Annotated in this window: 16 protein-coding genes and 1 tRNA gene; 12 read left to right on the forward strand and 5 right to left on the reverse strand. The window is 61.5% G+C overall.

Annotated features, from left to right (window positions below; all coding sequences use genetic code 11):
• Window positions 1-18: 18 nt before the first annotated feature.
• Both clsB and C6P61_RS07070 read right to left on the reverse strand, forming a co-directional pair.
• On the reverse strand, window positions 19-1,224 hold the full coding sequence (clsB, locus tag C6P61_RS07065) for a cardiolipin synthase ClsB (protein WP_244908814.1): 1,206 nt from the start codon (window positions 1,222-1,224) through the stop codon (window positions 19-21).
• Window positions 1,225-1,246: 22 nt separating this feature from the next.
• Complete coding sequence (locus C6P61_RS07070) at window positions 1,247-1,978, reverse strand: endonuclease/exonuclease/phosphatase family protein (protein WP_342352610.1); 732 nt, start codon at window positions 1,976-1,978, stop codon at window positions 1,247-1,249.
• Between the two features lie 121 nt (window positions 1,979-2,099).
• Between C6P61_RS07070 and C6P61_RS07075 the strand changes: the two genes are divergently transcribed.
• On the forward strand, window positions 2,100-3,035 hold the full coding sequence (locus C6P61_RS07075) for a branched-chain amino acid transaminase (RefSeq protein WP_105729273.1): 936 nt from the start codon (window positions 2,100-2,102) through the stop codon (window positions 3,033-3,035).
• Between the two features lie 14 nt (window positions 3,036-3,049).
• Window positions 3,050-3,253, forward strand: coding sequence for a zinc-finger domain-containing protein (locus C6P61_RS07080; protein WP_105729232.1), 204 nt, complete (start codon window positions 3,050-3,052; stop codon window positions 3,251-3,253).
• A 122-nt stretch (window positions 3,254-3,375) separates the two neighbouring features.
• On the opposite strand, the gene argB is transcribed toward C6P61_RS07080, so the two are convergent.
• Entirely contained in the window at window positions 3,376-4,278 is a 903-nt protein-coding gene (argB, locus tag C6P61_RS07085) for an acetylglutamate kinase (protein ID WP_105729233.1), read from the reverse strand.
• Window positions 4,279-4,412: 134 nt separating this feature from the next.
• Between argB and C6P61_RS07090 the strand changes: the two genes are divergently transcribed.
• The 3 genes from C6P61_RS07090 (at window position 4,413) to miaB (ending at window position 7,873) form a co-directional block, all read left to right on the forward strand.
• Complete coding sequence (locus C6P61_RS07090) at window positions 4,413-5,930, forward strand: CYTH and CHAD domain-containing protein (protein WP_170067335.1); 1,518 nt, start codon at window positions 4,413-4,415, stop codon at window positions 5,928-5,930.
• Between the two features lie 73 nt (window positions 5,931-6,003).
• Window positions 6,004-6,408: a hypothetical protein gene (locus tag C6P61_RS07095; RefSeq protein ID WP_105729235.1), complete on the forward strand. Its 405-nt coding sequence runs from the start codon at window positions 6,004-6,006 to the stop codon at window positions 6,406-6,408.
• A gap of 115 nt (window positions 6,409-6,523) precedes the next feature.
• Window positions 6,524-7,873 (forward strand): tRNA (N6-isopentenyl adenosine(37)-C2)-methylthiotransferase MiaB, encoded by a 1,350-nt coding sequence (gene miaB / locus C6P61_RS07100; RefSeq protein ID WP_105729236.1) that lies wholly within the window; start codon window positions 6,524-6,526, stop codon window positions 7,871-7,873.
• A 333-nt stretch (window positions 7,874-8,206) separates the two neighbouring features.
• Here miaB and C6P61_RS07105 read toward each other — a convergent pair whose 3' ends face one another.
• Both C6P61_RS07105 and C6P61_RS17910 read right to left on the reverse strand, forming a co-directional pair.
• Entirely contained in the window at window positions 8,207-8,668 is a 462-nt protein-coding gene (locus C6P61_RS07105) for a pilin (protein ID WP_105729274.1), read from the reverse strand.
• A 323-nt stretch (window positions 8,669-8,991) separates the two neighbouring features.
• Window positions 8,992-9,101, reverse strand: a tRNA-Met gene (locus C6P61_RS17910).
• A 105-nt stretch (window positions 9,102-9,206) separates the two neighbouring features.
• On the opposite strand from C6P61_RS17910, the gene C6P61_RS07110 reads away from it, so the two are divergent.
• From C6P61_RS07110 to C6P61_RS17915, 7 genes are all read left to right on the forward strand, one after another.
• Complete coding sequence (locus tag C6P61_RS07110) at window positions 9,207-10,589, forward strand: tyrosine-type recombinase/integrase (RefSeq protein ID WP_105729237.1); 1,383 nt, start codon at window positions 9,207-9,209, stop codon at window positions 10,587-10,589.
• Between the two features lie 44 nt (window positions 10,590-10,633).
• A complete protein-coding gene (locus C6P61_RS07115) occupies window positions 10,634-10,918 on the forward strand; it encodes a helix-turn-helix domain-containing protein (RefSeq protein WP_105729238.1) in 285 nt (94 codons plus the stop codon).
• Between the two features lie 418 nt (window positions 10,919-11,336).
• On the forward strand, window positions 11,337-11,876 hold the full coding sequence (locus tag C6P61_RS07120; protein WP_105729239.1) for a helix-turn-helix domain-containing protein: 540 nt from the start codon (window positions 11,337-11,339) through the stop codon (window positions 11,874-11,876).
• Window positions 11,877-11,950: 74 nt separating this feature from the next.
• Window positions 11,951-12,847: a hypothetical protein gene (locus C6P61_RS07125; protein WP_105729240.1), complete on the forward strand. Its 897-nt coding sequence runs from the start codon at window positions 11,951-11,953 to the stop codon at window positions 12,845-12,847.
• A 147-nt stretch (window positions 12,848-12,994) separates the two neighbouring features.
• The gene (locus C6P61_RS07130) at window positions 12,995-13,237 is read left to right on the forward strand and encodes a hypothetical protein (protein WP_105729275.1); all 243 of its coding nucleotides are present in this window, start codon (window positions 12,995-12,997) and stop codon (window positions 13,235-13,237) included.
• 55 nt (window positions 13,238-13,292) lie between these two features.
• Window positions 13,293-14,975, forward strand: a complete 1,683-nt coding sequence (locus tag C6P61_RS17605) for a hypothetical protein (RefSeq protein ID WP_146114983.1) — start codon at window positions 13,293-13,295, stop codon at window positions 14,973-14,975.
• A 515-nt stretch (window positions 14,976-15,490) separates the two neighbouring features.
• Window positions 15,491-15,862 carry a BrnA antitoxin family protein gene (locus tag C6P61_RS17915; RefSeq protein WP_170067336.1) on the forward strand — a complete coding sequence of 124 codons (372 nt, stop codon included), beginning with the start codon at window positions 15,491-15,493 and terminating at the stop codon, window positions 15,860-15,862.
• Window positions 15,863-15,879 lie beyond the last annotated feature (17 nt).

Consider the following 15,879-nt stretch of genomic DNA (forward strand, 5'->3'; position numbering starts at 1 on the left):
GTTGATTGATGACACGCCCTAATAACGCTGACCGAGCAGCATCAGCAGGGTGCGCATGATGACGTAGGCCACCCGGTCGAGCAGGCGCTGGCGCCAGGGGCGCAGGCCCAGCTGCTCGCGCTCGATGCGCACGCCGGCTGTCTGCAACAGGTGGTCGAGCCGCTGCTGCAGCCCGCGCGCAAAACCCGGATCACGGGTCACGACATTGGCCTCGCGCGCCATCAGCAGGCTCAGCGGATCGAGATTGGTCGAACCGACCGTGGCCCAGCTGCCATCGACCACCGCCACCTTGGCATGCAAGGCGCTCGGGGCGTATTCGTGGATCTCGATGCCGGCCTCGAGCAGGCGCTGGTAGACCGTCCTGGCCGCGTGGTACTGCAGGAAATGCTCGTACTTGCCATGCAGCAGCAGGCGCACGCGCACGCCGCGGGCAGCCGCCAGCGCCAAGGCGCGGTGCAGCTTGCGCCCCGGAATGAAATAGGCATTGGCGATCAGAATCTCGCGCCGCGCCTGGGCGATCGACTTCAGATAGGCGCGCTCGATGTCGTGGCGATGGCGCAGGTTGTCGCGCAGCAGCAAGGCGGCCGCCGCCGGTGGCGTCTTGCGCCCGCGCGGCGGATGATCGGCCGGCAAGACCGGCCAGCCGGCGCGCAAGGCCTCCCAAGCGGCGCGGAATTCATGCTGGCGCGCGCGGCTGACGGCCTGCATGCGCCACCAGAGCTGCTCCATGCTCTCGAGCATGTCGGCCACCAGCGGTCCGCTGACCTGCAGCGCGAAATCCAGCCGCGGCCGCTCGAGCCGGCCCAGTGCGACATCGTCGAGGTCATCGATCAGGTTGATGCCGCCACAGAAACCCAGCGCGCCATCGACCACGCACAGCTTGCGATGCAGCCGGCGCCAGCGGCTCGGAATCAGCAGCCCCAGATGACCCAGCGGCAGGTAGACCCGGCATTGCACACCCGCGTGCTCGAGCCGTTCGCGCCAGGCCTGCGGCAGCCTGGCGGTGCCGATACCGTCGACCACCAGCCGAACCGTGACGCCGCGCAAGGCGCAGCGCTCGAGCGCCTCGGCCACCTGCAGCGCCGTACCGGCGAACTCGAAGATATAGGTCTCGACATGCACCAGATGGCGGGCCTGCTCGATGGCCCGAACCATGGCCGGGAACAGCTCGCCCCCGCCTTCGAGCAGGTGCAGCTGATGCCCACCGCGCAGTGGCGACTTCAACTCGATTCCCCGGCCAGGCTCCTCATTCGAAGGCCAGCTCCGCGATCAGCGGCAGGTGGTCGGACAGCCTGGCCCAGTTGCCGCCATGCGGCACATGGGCCGATAACGGGCGCAGGCCACGGGTGTAGATCCGGTCCAGGTGCAACAGCGGCAGCCGGGAAGGATAGGTCGCGTGGCGGATGTTCTCGAAAGTCAGCAGCCCGAGCGCCGCCATCGCCTCGTGCAGCCGCTCGCCCCAGTCGTTGAAGTCTCCCGCCACCACCAGCGGTTCGCCAGCGGGCACCTCGCGCTCCAGCATGGCGCCGATCTGCCGGACCTGACGCTCGCGGCTGGCATGGATCAGGCCCAGGTGCGCCACCACCACATGCAGCGGAGCGCCCTTGACCTCGAGTCGCACATGCAGCAGGCCACGCTGCTCGAAGCGGTGATCCGACACATCGTGGTGGCCATGGCCCAGCACCGGCCAGCGCGTGAGCAGGGCGTTGCCATGCTCGCCGTGACGGGTGACGGCATTGGTGCGGTAGACCGCCTCGTAGCCCGGCGGTGCCAGATGGGTCGCCTGGCCGACGCCGGGCCAGTGCGCGAAGCGCTTTTGCATCTGGCGATTGAAGCCGCGCACCTCCTGCAGGCAGACGACATCGGCCTCGAAGCCCTGCACCGCCTGCATCAGGTTGTGGATCTCGAGGCGGCTGGCCGGGCCCAGGCCCTGCACCCCCTTGTGGATGTTGTAGGTGACGACACGCAAGCTGGTCATGGCGGAAATCATGCCACGACAGCTCTGGTCATGGGGCGGGCGGACGCCGTAAAATGCAAGATTGCGGGCAAATGTCACTGGCAAGCCCCAAACCATTCCCCCACGACAAAGGTTGAAGAAGATGAGCGCAGTTCCCTCGATGTCCGACCGCGACGGCAAAATCTGGATGGACGGCCAGATGGTCGATTGGCGCGATGCCAAGGTCCATGTCCTGACCCACACCATGCACTACGGCTGCGGCGCCTTCGAGGGCGTTCGCGCCTACAACACCGTCAACGGTCCGGCCATCTTCCGCCTTGACGAGCACACCGAGCGCCTGCTCAACAGCGCCAAGATCCTGCGCATGAAGGTGCCGTTCAGCAAGGAAGAGCTGAACCAGGCCCAGCTCGACGTCATCCGCGAGAACAAGCTCGAAAGCGGCTACATCCGCCCGCTGCTCTGGATCGGTGACAAGAAGCTCGGCGTCAGCCCCAAGGGCAACACCATCCACGCCATGGTCGCCGCCTGGACCTGGGGCGCCTACCTCGGTGAGGAAGGCATGCAGCGCGGCATCCGCGTCAAGACTTCCAGCTACACCCGCCACCACGTCAACATCACGATGACGCAGGCCAAGGCGGTCAGCAACTACACCAACTCGATCCTGGCCAACACCGAAGCCACCGACGACGGCTACGACGAAGCGCTGCTGCTCGACGCGTCGGGCTTCGTCTCCGAAGGCGCGGGCGAGAACATCTTCATCGTCAAGAACGGCGTGATCTACACCCCCGACCTGTCGGCCGGCGCGCTCAACGGCATCACGCGCAACACCGTGTTCCACATCGCCCAGGACCTGGGCCTGGAAATCGTGCAAAAGCGCATCACCCGCGACGAGGTCTACATCGCCGACGAGGCCTTCTTCACCGGCACCGCCGCCGAAGTGACCCCGATCCGCGAACTCGACCGCATCGAGATCGGCAGCGGCAGCCGCGGCCCGATCACCGAGAAGATCCAGTCGGCCTTCTTCGACATCGTCAACGGACGCAACCCCAAGTACGCCCACTGGCTGACCAAGGTCTGAACCGGAGCCCCACGATGAGCAAGCCGATCGAACTCTCCGCACACGACCTCAACGGCAACGGTGGCGTCTTCTGCCCCAGCCCGAAGGCCGACATGAAGCTGTGGAACAGCCACCCGCGCGTTTTCCTCGACATCGCCAAGACCGGCAAGGGCAAGTGCCCCTATTGCGGCACGGTCTACCAGCTCAAGGAAGGTGAAGTCGTCGGCCACGGCCACTGAATCTGCTGCAGCGCCCTGGCGGGCGCCAGGCAAGTGAAAAGGCGCAATCCAGGTTACGCCTTTTTGCATTTCACTGCTACCCGGTACAGAGAGTGCCGGGCAAGAGCTGACAGGAGTCGGTGTCAGTGCGAGCGGATCATGGTGCCGTAGGCCTCGTCGCTCAGGATCTCGAGCAGCATCGCGTGCGGCACGCGGCCGTCGATGATGTGCACCGAGTTGCAGCCGCTGTGCGCGGCTTCCAGCGCGCCGGCGATTTTCGGGATCATGCCGCCCGAGATCGTGCCGTCGGCGATCAGCGCATCGACCTCGACTGCGCTCAGATTGGTCAGCAGCTCGCCGGCCTTGTCGAGCACGCCACGGATATTGGTCAGCAGCAGCAGCTTCTCGGCGCGCAGCACGGTGGCCAGTCGCGCCGCGACCACGTCGGCATTGATGTTGTAGCTCTCGCCCTGCTCGCCAAAGCCGATCGGGCTCACCACCGGGATGAAGCCGGCTTCCTCAAGCGACTTGACCACGCTCGGATCGATGCTGACGATGTCGCCGACCTGGCCGATGTCATGCTCAAGCGTAGGGTCCTGCTGGTCGATCAGCTTGAGCTTCTGCGCCTTGATCAGGCCACCGTCACGCCCGGTCAAACCGACCGCCTTGCCGCCGGCGCGGTTGATCATGCCGACGATGTCCTGCTGCACCTCGCCGGCCAGCACCCACTCGACCACTTCCATGGTTTCGGCATCGGTCACGCGCATGCCCTGGATGAACTGACCCTGCTTGCCCAGGCGCTTGAGCAGGCCCTCGATCTGCGGACCGCCGCCATGCACCACCACCGGATTGATGCCGACCAGCTTGAGCATCACCACATCCTCGGCGAAAGCCTGTTGCAGCGCGGGGTCGGTCATGGCGTTGCCGCCGTACTTGATCACCATGGTCTTGCCATGGAACTGACGGATATAGGGCAGCGCCTGGGCGAGGATCTCGGCCTTGTCGCGGGACTGGACATGGGACAGGTCGTGGGGAATGTGGGTCATGGCTGATGCTTGGGTTGGATGGAATACGGATCAAATTGTGCCGGAAAGAATCGGTCGCATTCTTCACGAAATATTCACAGGCCAAAGCCGCGGCCCCATGCGACACTAGACGCCACACAAGCGAACGACCCGACATGAACCCGACCGAAGTCGAACTCAAGCTGCTGCTGCCTGGCGCCGATGCGCTGACAGTGGAGCAGACCCTCTCCCTCATACCAGCGCTGGCAGCTTGCACGCCACGCCGGCAATGGCTGTGGAACCGCTACTACGACACCACCGAACAGGCGCTGCGCCAGCAACGCAGCGCGCTGCGCCTGCGCTGCGTGAGCGACCAGCACTGGCCCGAGGACGCAGCGGGTCAAGCGCCAACGGGTGAGTGGATCCAGACCTTCAAGACCGCCGGCCTCTCGCGCGGTGGCCTGAGCCAGCGCGGCGAATGGGAGTCGAAGGTCGCCAGCGGCGAACTCGACCGCGCGGCACTGGCCGCCACGCCCTGGTCTGCGCTCGACCCTCAAGGCCTGCTCTTCAACCAGCTCCAGCCCTGTTTCGACACCCGCTGCCGCCGCACCACCTGGCTGCTGCAGCAGGCCGATGGCAGCCGGATCGAGGTCGCGCTCGACATCGGCGAGATCGCCGCCGCTGGCCAGGTGCTGCCACTGCTCGAACTCGAGCTCGAACTGCAGGCCGGCATGCCGCAAGCCCTGTTCGAGCTGGCGCAACAGATCGCCCGCGAGATCGCGGTACTGCCCTGCGACGCCAGCAAGGCAGAGCGCGGCTATGCGCTGGCACAAGGCGTGAGCCATGCCCCGGCGCGCGCGCGCGCCACCCATCTGCCAGCTGGCGTGACGCCGCTGGCTGCCGCACAACAGGCCATGGGCGAAATGCTCGAGCAATTCACGCGCAACCTGGCCGGGCTGCTGCAGGGTGACGACCCCGAACTGGTGCACCAGGCACGCGTCGCCTGGCGGCGCTGGCGCAGCGCAGAACGGCTGTTCCGCCCTTGGCTGACCGAACTGGCGCCGCGCGAGCCGCTGCGACCCTTGCTCGATGCCATGGGCCAGCTGCGCGATCTCGACGTGGCCTGCAGCGAAACCCTGCCCGGCTGGATCGCGGCTTATGCCGAAAGTGACCCGGCGCGACTCGAGCTCGCGCGCCAGACCCTGGACCAGATGGCTGCGGCCAGCCAGGCCCAGCGTGACGTGACACGCGCCTTGCTGACCCAGCCCGGCACGGGCCTGGGCCTGCTCGGGCTGGCCCATTGGCTGCACGAACTGTCGGGCGCCGCCGCGGAACAGGAAGCCGCCCAGCGCAAGGCCGAACGCGCCTGGGCCAGGGAGCGCAGCGTGCGCCTGCTGAGCCGGCTGCACCGCTCGATCGAGCACTCCAGCCGCGATGACGCCACCATGCCCGAGCAGCACCAGACCCGGCTGCTGGCCAAACGCGTGCGCTACAGCGTGGAGACCCTGCTCGACCTGTTGCCCGAGAAGAAGGCAGGCCGCTGGCTGCGCGAGTCGAGCCGGGTGCAAAACCGCATCGGGGCCGAACGCGACCTGCTGCGTGCGATCGAGCTGCTGCAACAGTCGGCAGCTGACAGCGGCCTGCTCGACTTCCTGCGCGGCGTCGCCGCCGCCAGCCGACACAGCCGAAGCTGAGCCGGGTAAAATCAGGCCTCTTTCACTGACCCGTCAGCCTCTGGATCTACACCATGAACCGCTGCCTATTCTCATGCACAAGCGCCACCCGCTGAAAGCGGCTTGCGCCGCCGCGCTGATCCTGCTGCCCGCGCTGGCTCTGGCACAGAACGCGACCGACCAGCTGCAGCGCCAGTTTCCCGATCAGGCACGCCGTGGCGTGTTGCGCGTGACGGCGCCACCCGACATCGAGCTCGACGGCAAGCCGGATAGGCTCTCGCCGGGCGCGCGCATCCGCAGCACCGACCGGCGCATCGTTCTGCCTCAGCAACTGGCTGGACAGGAACTGCCGGTCAACTACCTGCGTGAAGGCATGGGCCTGGTGCACGAGGTCTGGCTGCTGACCCCGGCCGAGCAGGCGCAGCACCGCGCCGGCAAGGGCGACCCGGTGCAACGCAACTACCGCTTCGCCTCCGAGGCGGATCTGCCGGCCAACTGATCCTCGGCGGGCGCTTTGGTGCCTGCCCTTCTCCTCTACTCTGCCCTCTTTTTCTTGTCGCAGACCGGCACCTGGGTGCCGGCCTGCCTGTTGCGTTTTTCCTCCAATACCCGCCATGAGCAAAAAAGTCTTCATCAAAACCTTCGGCTGCCAGATGAACGAGTACGACTCGGACAAGATGGCCGACGTGCTGGGCGCCGCACAGGGCTACGAGCCGACCCAGGACATCGAGCAGGCCGACCTGATCCTGTTCAACACCTGCTCGGTGCGCGAAAAGGCGCAGGAAAAGGTCTTCAGCGACCTGGGCCGGGTCAAGCACCTGAAGGAAAAGGGCGTGCTGATCGGTGTCGGCGGCTGCGTCGCGAGCCAGGAAGGTGACGAGATCATCAAGCGCGCGCCCTATGTCGACATCGTGTTCGGCCCGCAGACCCTGCACCGCCTGCCCGAGCTGCTCAACGCGCGCGCGCAAAAGGCCAAGCCCCAGGTCGACATCAGCTTCCCCGAGATCGAGAAGTTCGACCACCTGCCGCCAGCCAAGGTCGAGGGTGCCAGCGCCTTCGTCTCGATCATGGAAGGTTGCAGCAAGTATTGCAGCTACTGCGTCGTGCCCTACACGCGCGGCGAGGAATTCAGCCGCCCGTTCGAGGAGGTGCTGGTCGAGGTCGCCGGCCTGGCCGACCAGGGCGTGAAGGAAGTCACGCTGCTGGGCCAGAACGTCAACGCCTACCGCGGCAAGATGGGCGACAGCGACGAGATCGCCGACTTCGCGCTGCTGCTAGAGTATGTGGCCGAGATCCCCGGCATCGAACGCATCCGCTACACCACCAGCCATCCGAACGAGTTCACGCCGCGCCTGATCGAGGCCTACGCCAAGATCCCCAAGCTGGTCAGCCATCTGCACCTGCCGGTCCAGCACGGCAGCGACCGCATCCTGATGGCGATGAAGCGCGGCTACACCGCGATGGAATACAAGAGCACGATCCGCAAGCTGCGCGCGATCCGCCCCGACCTGTCGATGAGCAGCGACTTCATCGTCGGCTTCCCCGGCGAGACCGAGGAGGATTTCCAGAAGATGATGAAGCTGATCGCCGACATCGGCTACGACAACAGCTTCAGCTTCATCTTCAGCCCGCGCCCCGGCACGCCGGCGGCCAACCTGCCCGACGACACGCCGCATGAAGTCAAGCTCCAGCGGCTGCAGGCGCTGCAGGCCCTGCTCGAAGAGAATGTGCAGAAGATCAGCCAGAGTCGGGTCGGCACGGTGCAACGCATCTTGGTCGAAGGCCCGTCGCGCCGCAACCCGGCCGAACTGATGGGCCGCACCGAGTGCAACCGGATCGTCAACTTCGACGGCGGCCCGAACGGCGCACGCCTGATCGGCCAGATGCTGGACGTGAAGATCACGCTGGCCTACCCGCACTCGCTGCGCGGCGAGGTGCTGGTCAGGGAAGCGGCTGCGGCCTGAGAGCGCCGCCCGCTTCAGATCCGGCAGTTGGCAGGTACATACCTGTTGTTGGCGGCGGCAGCGACCTTGCAGGTCCAGGTGGTCGGGCTGCCCGCCGACACGGTGGGCTCCAGATAGAACACCACGTTAGCTGCCCTGGCGCGCATGGTCACCGGTGATCTTTGCGGTCGAGCTGTAGCAAACTATGCTGACCACGCGAGAATGGACGGTTTCCATAACGGACCCGAGCTTCGAGAACGGCGGTTGAGATTGACTGAGAGGACCAAGGGAAAACAGCCGCCCCCTCAAGAAGGCGGCCGTTCTCACACATGAGGCGCAGAAGCCAACACTAGATCAGGCACGGCAAGAACTGGGCATGTACTTGTTGTTTGCGGCAGCAGTCGGCGCACAGACCCATGTTATAGGATTGCCTGCACTCGCTGTCGGGGTCAAAGTAAACGCAACGCTGGCGGCCTTGGCCGTCATGGTCACTGTGATGACGCCCGTGGCGTTAGCACACGCCAAGCTAGTGATGTTGGCTGTCGCTGCTGCATTTCCCGCCCCCCCTACCAAGTTGACCCCCTGGCAGGCACCTGCGGCAATCACCCCACCGTTGGAAGAAATGTTCTCGGCTACCGTGGCCTTGGCGCTGTCGGCGAAAGCCAAGCCTTCCGTGACCCGGGCCCTGATCGTGTAGTCCGAGTAGGCGGGCAAGGCGACCGCCGCCAAGATGCCGATGATCGCAACCACGATCATCAGTTCGATCAGGGTAAAGCCGCGCTGGGCCTGCTGCTTTAGGCTCTTCAAATTCTTCATGATGACCTCCTGGATTGAGTGAACCAAATTGCTCGAGACGATTGCCAAGCAAGGACATTCTTGCACCACCAGAATGAAGAGTGAAGCCCCCCTCCTAAAAAAATCACCATTTCTGCCACAATTTTTTCTACCGCCAGCCTGCATGCAGCCATGAGCTTATGGCTCGATGGCCTGGTGCATGGTCGGAGTGAGGATGCAGACTTGGCGCCGCCAGCCCAAGTACGAGTGACAAGAAATCGGCCAAATCGTCTGCCGATGAGCCGTAGAGCAGCCCAGAAACGACAAAGCCCGGTCTGAGAACCGGGCCAAGTGCTTGATTTGAATGGTAGGGCGTCACGGACTTGAACCGTGGACCAAAGGATTATGAGTCCCATCAATTAGGCATATCACAGTGTTGATGCATGTTGATAGAACCAAACAAAATCAACAACATACAGGTTTTTCGGTCTGAACTTCTGCGCTTCAGTGTTGATTTATATGCCGGATAATGGGGTACTTCAGTCTGTAAACAGTCTGTAAATCTATCGAGGACTCCAACATGGCTAGGCCGGGCAAAACCGCAGCGATCGACTACACCACCACTCACGACTTGACGCATGGACTGCTTGAGCGCGCAAGCTGTCCGCCCGAGAAGCAGTTTGTGCTGCTAAAGGATGCAGACAAGAAGGGACTGCGCCTGCGGGTGACAAAGGCAGGTGGCAAACACTGGCAGTTCGAGACCCGCCTGAAGCGCCAGCTGATCACGCGCGCCCTGGGGGAGTGGCCCGCCGTCTCGATTGCCGAGGCCAAGGCAGAGGCCCACCGCCTGCGCGGGCTGACGGAGACAGGCACGGACCCCCGCGAGATAGAACGACAGCAACAGGCTGAGCGCGAAGCTGCCAAGGCAGCCGCCGCCGCAGCTAAAGCCCAGGCCGAGCGCGAAGCCGTCGCCCAAGCCTTGACTACAGGTGAAGCATGGGCAGCATATGTTGCAGAGCGCAAGCCGTACTGGGGGGCTTTGCACATCAAGGACCATGAGCGCCTAGCCCGTGCCGGTGGCGAGGTCGCTAAACGTGGCACCCGAGGCCGTGGCGTGACCATTGCCGGGCCACTGCATCCACTGCTGGGACTGGCGCTGCGTGACCTTACGCCGCCAGTGATCGAGGCATGGGCCGTACGCGAAGCACAGACCCGCCCCACTGCCGCTCGGCTGGCATGGCGACTGCTGAAAGCGTTCCTAGGCTGGTGCGCAGAACAGCCGGAATATGCACCTGTAATGTCGGGCACCAACCCCGCCAAGACCAAGAAGGCCCGCGAAGCATTGGGCAAGGCGAAAGCCAAGGATGACTCGTTGCTGAAAGAGCAACTGCCGGCATGGTTTGCCGCCGTGCGCAATATCGGCAACCAGACTGTGGCCGCCTACCTGCAAACGCTGCTGCTGACAGGCGCCCGCCCCGGTGAAGTCCTGGCGATGCGCTGGGAGGACTTGAACATCCAATGGCGCGGCCTGACCATCCGTGACAAGGTAGAAGGCGAGCGAGTCATTCCGCTGACCGCATACGTCCACCACCTGCTGGCCGCACTGCCCCGCCGCAATGAGTTCGTGTTTGCCAGCAACCGCAAGGAAAACCAGCCACTGACTGAGCCCAACCATGCACATGACAAGGCGTGCCAGGTGGCCAGAATTGGTTACCTAACGCTGCATGGCCTTCGCCGTAGCTTCGGCACCCTTTCGGAGTGGCTGGATGTGCCCGCAGGGGTAGTGGCACAGATTCAAGGCCACAAGCCCAGCGCAACCGCCGAAAAGCATTACCGCGTACGCCCGCCTGACCTACTGCGCATTCACCATGAAAAGATCGAAGCATGGGTACTGGAGCAGGCCGGCGTGACGTTCGACCGCAAGACCGAGCCGGGCAAGCTGGTGCTGGCAAAGGTGGCGTAGACCGCCCCGTTAGATTAGAACCTCATCTGGAAAAGGAAGCGGAAATGAGCACGGCATTTGCAAGCATCAAGCAGGGGTTGATGGAAGCGATCGGGCACGCCGAGGGGCGCTCGCCCGAGACCCGCGTTCACCGTCCCAGGCCGGTTGACGTGAAGGCGCTGCGCGCCAGTGTGGGCATGACGCAAGAGCAGTTCGCTGCACGGTTCGGCTTTTCAACGGCGACGCTTCGCCACTGGGAACGGGGTGACCGTTCGCCCAACGGCTCTGCGCTGGTGCTGCTCAACGTGATCGAGCGCAACCCCGAAGCCGTCATAGCTGCGCTGGCTTGACCGCTTGAGGTTTCACGGTCGCAGTCATGACCGAAAACTGGTTCCCTGGCGCGTGGGACACCCTCGAGTACACGCGCCAAGAAGTTGCTGACATCTGCGCTGAGCTGCACCGCAGGTGAGCGTGCAGGCGCGGTGCACGGCCGGCCGCTACGCCCACCTCAAGACTGCTCCGGGCCGGCTGTCGATCAACCGGATCTAACAGTTGCTGTCGCACCTCACGAGCAGCATTCACCGACATCACTGCGTGATCCTCACACCGTGCTGGCAGTCAACACGAGCTTGGCCGGCTTGCCCAGCTTTTATGCGGCTGGACCGCTCTAGAAGCGATAAAAAAGCGGTCACAACTCAGCCTCAGCTCGAGTTTTCGGCAGTTCCACCCTGAAAATCCGGGCTTGGCAGCTGAACCGAAAAAATCAAGATGGAAAATCTCGACGCAGAAAACAAGGCATCGCAAGATGATGATGGCGATCCCGTAGCTCGGGCAACCCTGGCCGCCAGCCAAGCAAAGACACTCGATGAACTCCGGCGCTCCCTCACGGTCACGCTCACCCTGAAGCACAAGCTCTCGGTCCAAGAGGCCGCTGAGGTGATTGGTCGATCACCCAGTTGGGTCTATGCTGCAAGGCAGGCTTACCTCTCAGGCAAGCAGGTTGCCAACCGCAACACTCACGGGGGGCGCCGGAACCAAATACTCACTCGAAGGGAGGAAAATGCCTTTATGAATGAGGTGTGTAGAGAGTTCCGAACAATGAACTTTACCTTGTTCAAGGGCGCCGACTTTACAAGAGAAGATCTTCAGATTCATCTACTTGTGCGCAAAGCGCTTGAGAAGAAGACTGGTCGCAACATCCCGAAGTCCACAGTTTTCGCGTTGATGGAACGAGTTGGTAGGCGCAAGTTCAATGGTTACCATCCTCGTGCTTGGGAGCTGTATGCTTGCGGTAATTTCTTTTTTTGAACTGGACTCCTGGCCAAAAGACGTGACTCACAGTTCTTTCCACGGCAGCTCGCCGCTAACAAGGAAAGGACAAGATGACGAACACCGCCCCCCATGGCCTCGAACAGTTTCGGTTCAGTGCCAAGATCGACTACCTGTCGGTGAAGGGTCTAGCCAAGGGACCCCTGCCTGAACTGCATGGCAAGGCCAAGTGGCCCAGATCGACACCGGGAAAGCTCACCGTACAAGACTGCAGCGCAGCGGACGTTCACACGCTGGCAACGCTGTTCCCGACCGCACTGCTCGACGAGCTCGAAGTCAGCGTTGACGTTCGCACCGCACAGAACCTACCCCCAGACTTGCAGGATCAAGCACTACAGGCGTTCAAGTCGGGGTACGTAGCCAAGCGTCTCAAGCCGACGTTCAGCGAAGGGACGAATAGCGGCTTCCGCGGTGCTTACGACCCCGACCACAAGCGTCTATGTCCCTTCAACCGTAGGGTGCCGAAGGGCAAGGAGCAGCTGCTATATGGGCATCGCAACGACGGTGCCCAGGTGAAGTGCTACTACAAGAAAACCGACAACGGACGCGACCTCCAGCGTCAGGAGCGCAGCGTCCGGGTCGAGGTTCGACTTGGCCAGCAGGGTCTGGATCAGCATGGCGTTCTCCATCTGACGGACTTGACCGTCTTCAAGTTCCGAAAGCAGTTGATGCCGTACTTCACCCATGTTCACGGCTCACGCCACCGCAGGGTGCGCCAAGCGAAGACAAAGCCACTCCTTGCAGTGCTTCAGGGCAAGCAGGACCAGATTGATCAGGCTCACTGGGAAAAAGTCGGCGTGGGAAGCTTTCAGCGCGGCGGGAAACGTGAGGCAGCTGCATTGGTGTTGAAGCGCGACATCGAGCTGAACAACCGCATCGGCCAAGCATTGGGCCGTCTGGAGAGGTCGTTTTCTGTCAAGAAATTCGTGCGCGAGCAAGAATCTTCCTGAAGCAAAAACCTCGCTTTAACACCGTTCTATGCAGGTTGCCGAGCATTCCGGTAAGTCACGTATGACTTACTAATTAGAGCATGCCCCATGGACTGCTGCCGGCACTACCCAACCAGCTTCGTTTTACACCAGATTTCTCTGTCCAATATGTTGAACTTCGACCACATCACCCCCATCGAAAAAGAAATCCGCATTGCTGTTGATACTGCCACTGCCGCATATCATCTGAACCGGCAACCTCAGACGCTGCGTAGCTGGTCTAGCAAAGAGAATGGTCCGATTCGTCCGATCTACATCAACGGTCGCATGGGCTGGCCGGTAGCTGAAATCCGTCGCATTCTGGGATGTGTTCCCGCAGACAATGATACCCGGTACAAGTTCAGCGCCTAAGTCCACGCCAATTCTTAAAACTCAGCGTCATTCCTGAAAAATTCTGCTCGTAGCCATGGAAAAAGACAGAGTTGCCATCCTTGTTGAAAACGTAACCGACATGACCGACGTAACCGACCGCTGCATCACTCCCCAAGAAGTCACTTTTCCGTTGGAGTCAGGCTCAGCCACGATCAAAGGCAAGGCTATTTCAACTTTGAAAAATATAACTGACGCTTCTGAAGCGGATATTGTTGGTGGTGACCATGCACAACCAAAAGTCATGAAGACCGAGATTTTGATAGGCTCCGGTCAAGTTCGTAAGGCATTGACTGAGGCTGAGCTCGCGTTGGCACAGTCTGGCCGTTATTTCCAACGAGATGGGCGAATCGCGGAAGTTTTACAGCTACCGGGTGATGGCTCGTGGTGCATCAAGGATCTTGACGAGCTGGGAGTGCTTCATGCCTTGGCTGGACTGACGCAATGGATGCGCCCGGACAATAAAGGATCATTAAAGTACGTTGACCCTCATCCTCTCGTGTGCAAAATGCTCTCCCGGGTTGGTCAATTCGAGTACCTTCAGGTGCTCAACGGATTGGCGTTCCAGCCTCACTTGAGACCAGATGCGACAATCTGCAATGTTCCCGGCTATGACGAGAAAACAGGACTCTTTGGAGTATTCAACGTCGATGATGTCATAGTACCGGAAGCACCGACAATGGAAGATGCTCGGACGGCACTGGCTTGCCTGCAAGGCTTGATTGAAGAGTGCGCTGTAGCAACGCCAGTTGACCGATCTACTACCATTTCCGCGATGTTGACGGCAGCAGTGCGTCCTGGTTTGCCAACGGCACCGATGTTTCATGTCAAGGCGCACCAGATGGGAACGGGCAAGAGTTTTCTTTGCCAGTTGATCACAGCTTTTTCCAGTGATAAGTCGGGGGCTCCGGTCTCGTTTCCGCGCAGTGAAGGCGACTGCAAGAACTTGCTGCTGTCCCAGTTCAAGCGTTCGCCGCCAGTGATCGACTTCGACAACCTGACCAGTGACATACCGGCGTATGCCAGCTTGTGCACGGCGCTGACATCTGAATGGCTGGAGGGGCGACTGCTCGGCGGAAACACGATCGCCCGGGTCAGCACAAGAACGCTCATGTTGAGCAGTGGCAACAACGTGGGGCCGTCTGCCGACATGGCACGCCGAACCCTGACCATCTTGCTCGATTCGGCGACGGAAGTCCCTGCGGCGCGTAAGTTCAAGCGCCCCAATTTGATGACGGAGGTGCTCCGGGATCGCAACAGGTACATCAGTGCAGCGCTTACGATCGTGAAAGCATGGGTGGTGGCTGGACGACCGATGACTGAATGTCCTCCATTGGGCAGTTTTGGCCAATGGTCAGATTGGTGTCGTCAGCCCTTGCTGTGGTTGGGTTGCCCTGATCCGGTCGAGTCGGTTTTCAAGGCGCTGGAGGACGATCCCGAACGCCAGCTATTGGGCAGGATTCTGGAAGGGTGGCAGGTTCGGTTGGGGAGTGGTCCAGTTCTGGCGCGTGAAGTGACTCAGACGGCAATAAGCAAGCTGGCTGTAGACGATGATCTGCACGACTCCCTGATAGAAGTCAGCGGCGGGCAGGGTTCGGTGAACCAGCGCAAACTGGGGCGATGGCTGTCTCGTAATGAGGGACGGGTGGTTAACGGCAAGCGACTGATGCGAGCGCCGAAGTCCCGGAACGTGGAGAGCTGGCAGGTCGTGTCGGTTTAGTCGCTTTTGTCGGTTTGGTCTGCGCCATCCGCGAGCCACGGATCGCTGTCCAGAAGACTGTGACCCGGTCGTCGGAGGCACTGAACATTTTCGGTATCCGCCCCCATTTAATTGAGTTCATCAAGGCATTGCCTTATACCTAGGTCTTGTGGGCTACCTACAATACATGTGTTCGCTCAGAGAAATCTGACGATCCGGAAGGTAGGAGGGTAAACCAACGGCGGTCCGGGCCTGGAACAAAATCACCGCAAGACGGAACTCAATGGCGGTGGGGGCGGGGGCTAACGGCTTGCAGAACCCTAGAGTGGCAGGAAAGCCTTTCCTGATAAGTCTGCGCCGTGGCCAGGGAATCAATCGTACCGAAGGCAAGTCGTGTGCGGCCCACTCAGACGGAAGCGAGCGAGGTCATCCTCGTACAGCGCAGTTGAGACAGGCTCTCAGTCCGAGGCTAGCAATTATGCTGGCCTTGGGAGAGCTTTGTCTTCACCGGAAACAATAAGAAGAAAGAGAAATAAATGACCAAGAAAATAAGTAAATCTACTCGCAAGAAGAAAGATGATTTGGCTGCGGCGCTTGCCCTTTTGCAGACTATCATGAAGGGAGCAGGACTCACCGAGGAAGCGTTGCTCAGCGAACCAGAATTACTGGACCTCAGCTTTGAAGTTCCTGAACTTGACATCGATGACGCCCTTTTCAGCACGATGCCAGACTGGAAGTCGCCTACAGTTTCCAAAGCACCGCTACCTGTAAGTGGCAAGCGTCCCATTTCCATCCGAATCGATGGGCGCGTTCTCTTGGCGTTCCGGGAGCAGGCAGAGAAGACCGGAACTCCCTACCAAACGCTGATCAATCGCGCACTGCAAGACGCTGCGGACACGTTCACATAGCCGATTCAACGCGCTGA

The sequence above is a fragment of the Malikia spinosa genome, assembly GCF_002980625.1.
In the GTDB taxonomy this organism is placed as follows: domain Bacteria; phylum Pseudomonadota; class Gammaproteobacteria; order Burkholderiales; family Burkholderiaceae_C; genus Malikia; species Malikia spinosa.

What these genes read in the sequence shown, in the direction of transcription:
- C6P61_RS07070 (WP_342352610.1), bottom strand. Translation starts at nt 1,978, where the DNA reads ATGACCAGCTTGCGTGTCGTCACCTACAACATCCACAAGGGGGTGCAG.
- C6P61_RS07075 (WP_105729273.1), top strand. Translation starts at nt 2,100, where the DNA reads ATGAGCGCAGTTCCCTCGATGTCCGACCGCGACGGCAAAATCTGGATG.
- C6P61_RS07080 (WP_105729232.1), top strand. Translation starts at nt 3,050, where the DNA reads ATGAGCAAGCCGATCGAACTCTCCGCACACGACCTCAACGGCAACGGT.
- argB (WP_105729233.1), bottom strand. Translation starts at nt 4,278, where the DNA reads ATGACCCACATTCCCCACGACCTGTCCCATGTCCAGTCCCGCGACAAG.
- C6P61_RS07090 (WP_170067335.1), top strand. Translation starts at nt 4,413, where the DNA reads ATGAACCCGACCGAAGTCGAACTCAAGCTGCTGCTGCCTGGCGCCGAT.
- C6P61_RS07095 (WP_105729235.1), top strand. Translation starts at nt 6,004, where the DNA reads ATGCACAAGCGCCACCCGCTGAAAGCGGCTTGCGCCGCCGCGCTGATC.
- miaB (WP_105729236.1), top strand. Translation starts at nt 6,524, where the DNA reads ATGAGCAAAAAAGTCTTCATCAAAACCTTCGGCTGCCAGATGAACGAG.
- C6P61_RS07105 (WP_105729274.1), bottom strand. Translation starts at nt 8,668, where the DNA reads ATGAAGAATTTGAAGAGCCTAAAGCAGCAGGCCCAGCGCGGCTTTACC.
- C6P61_RS07110 (WP_105729237.1), top strand. Translation starts at nt 9,207, where the DNA reads ATGGCTAGGCCGGGCAAAACCGCAGCGATCGACTACACCACCACTCAC.
- C6P61_RS07115 (WP_105729238.1), top strand. Translation starts at nt 10,634, where the DNA reads ATGAGCACGGCATTTGCAAGCATCAAGCAGGGGTTGATGGAAGCGATC.
- C6P61_RS07120 (WP_105729239.1), top strand. Translation starts at nt 11,337, where the DNA reads ATGGAAAATCTCGACGCAGAAAACAAGGCATCGCAAGATGATGATGGC.
- C6P61_RS07125 (WP_105729240.1), top strand. Translation starts at nt 11,951, where the DNA reads ATGACGAACACCGCCCCCCATGGCCTCGAACAGTTTCGGTTCAGTGCC.
- C6P61_RS07130 (WP_105729275.1), top strand. Translation starts at nt 12,995, where the DNA reads ATGTTGAACTTCGACCACATCACCCCCATCGAAAAAGAAATCCGCATT.
- C6P61_RS17605 (WP_146114983.1), top strand. Translation starts at nt 13,293, where the DNA reads ATGGAAAAAGACAGAGTTGCCATCCTTGTTGAAAACGTAACCGACATG.
- C6P61_RS17915 (WP_170067336.1), top strand. Translation starts at nt 15,491, where the DNA reads ATGACCAAGAAAATAAGTAAATCTACTCGCAAGAAGAAAGATGATTTG.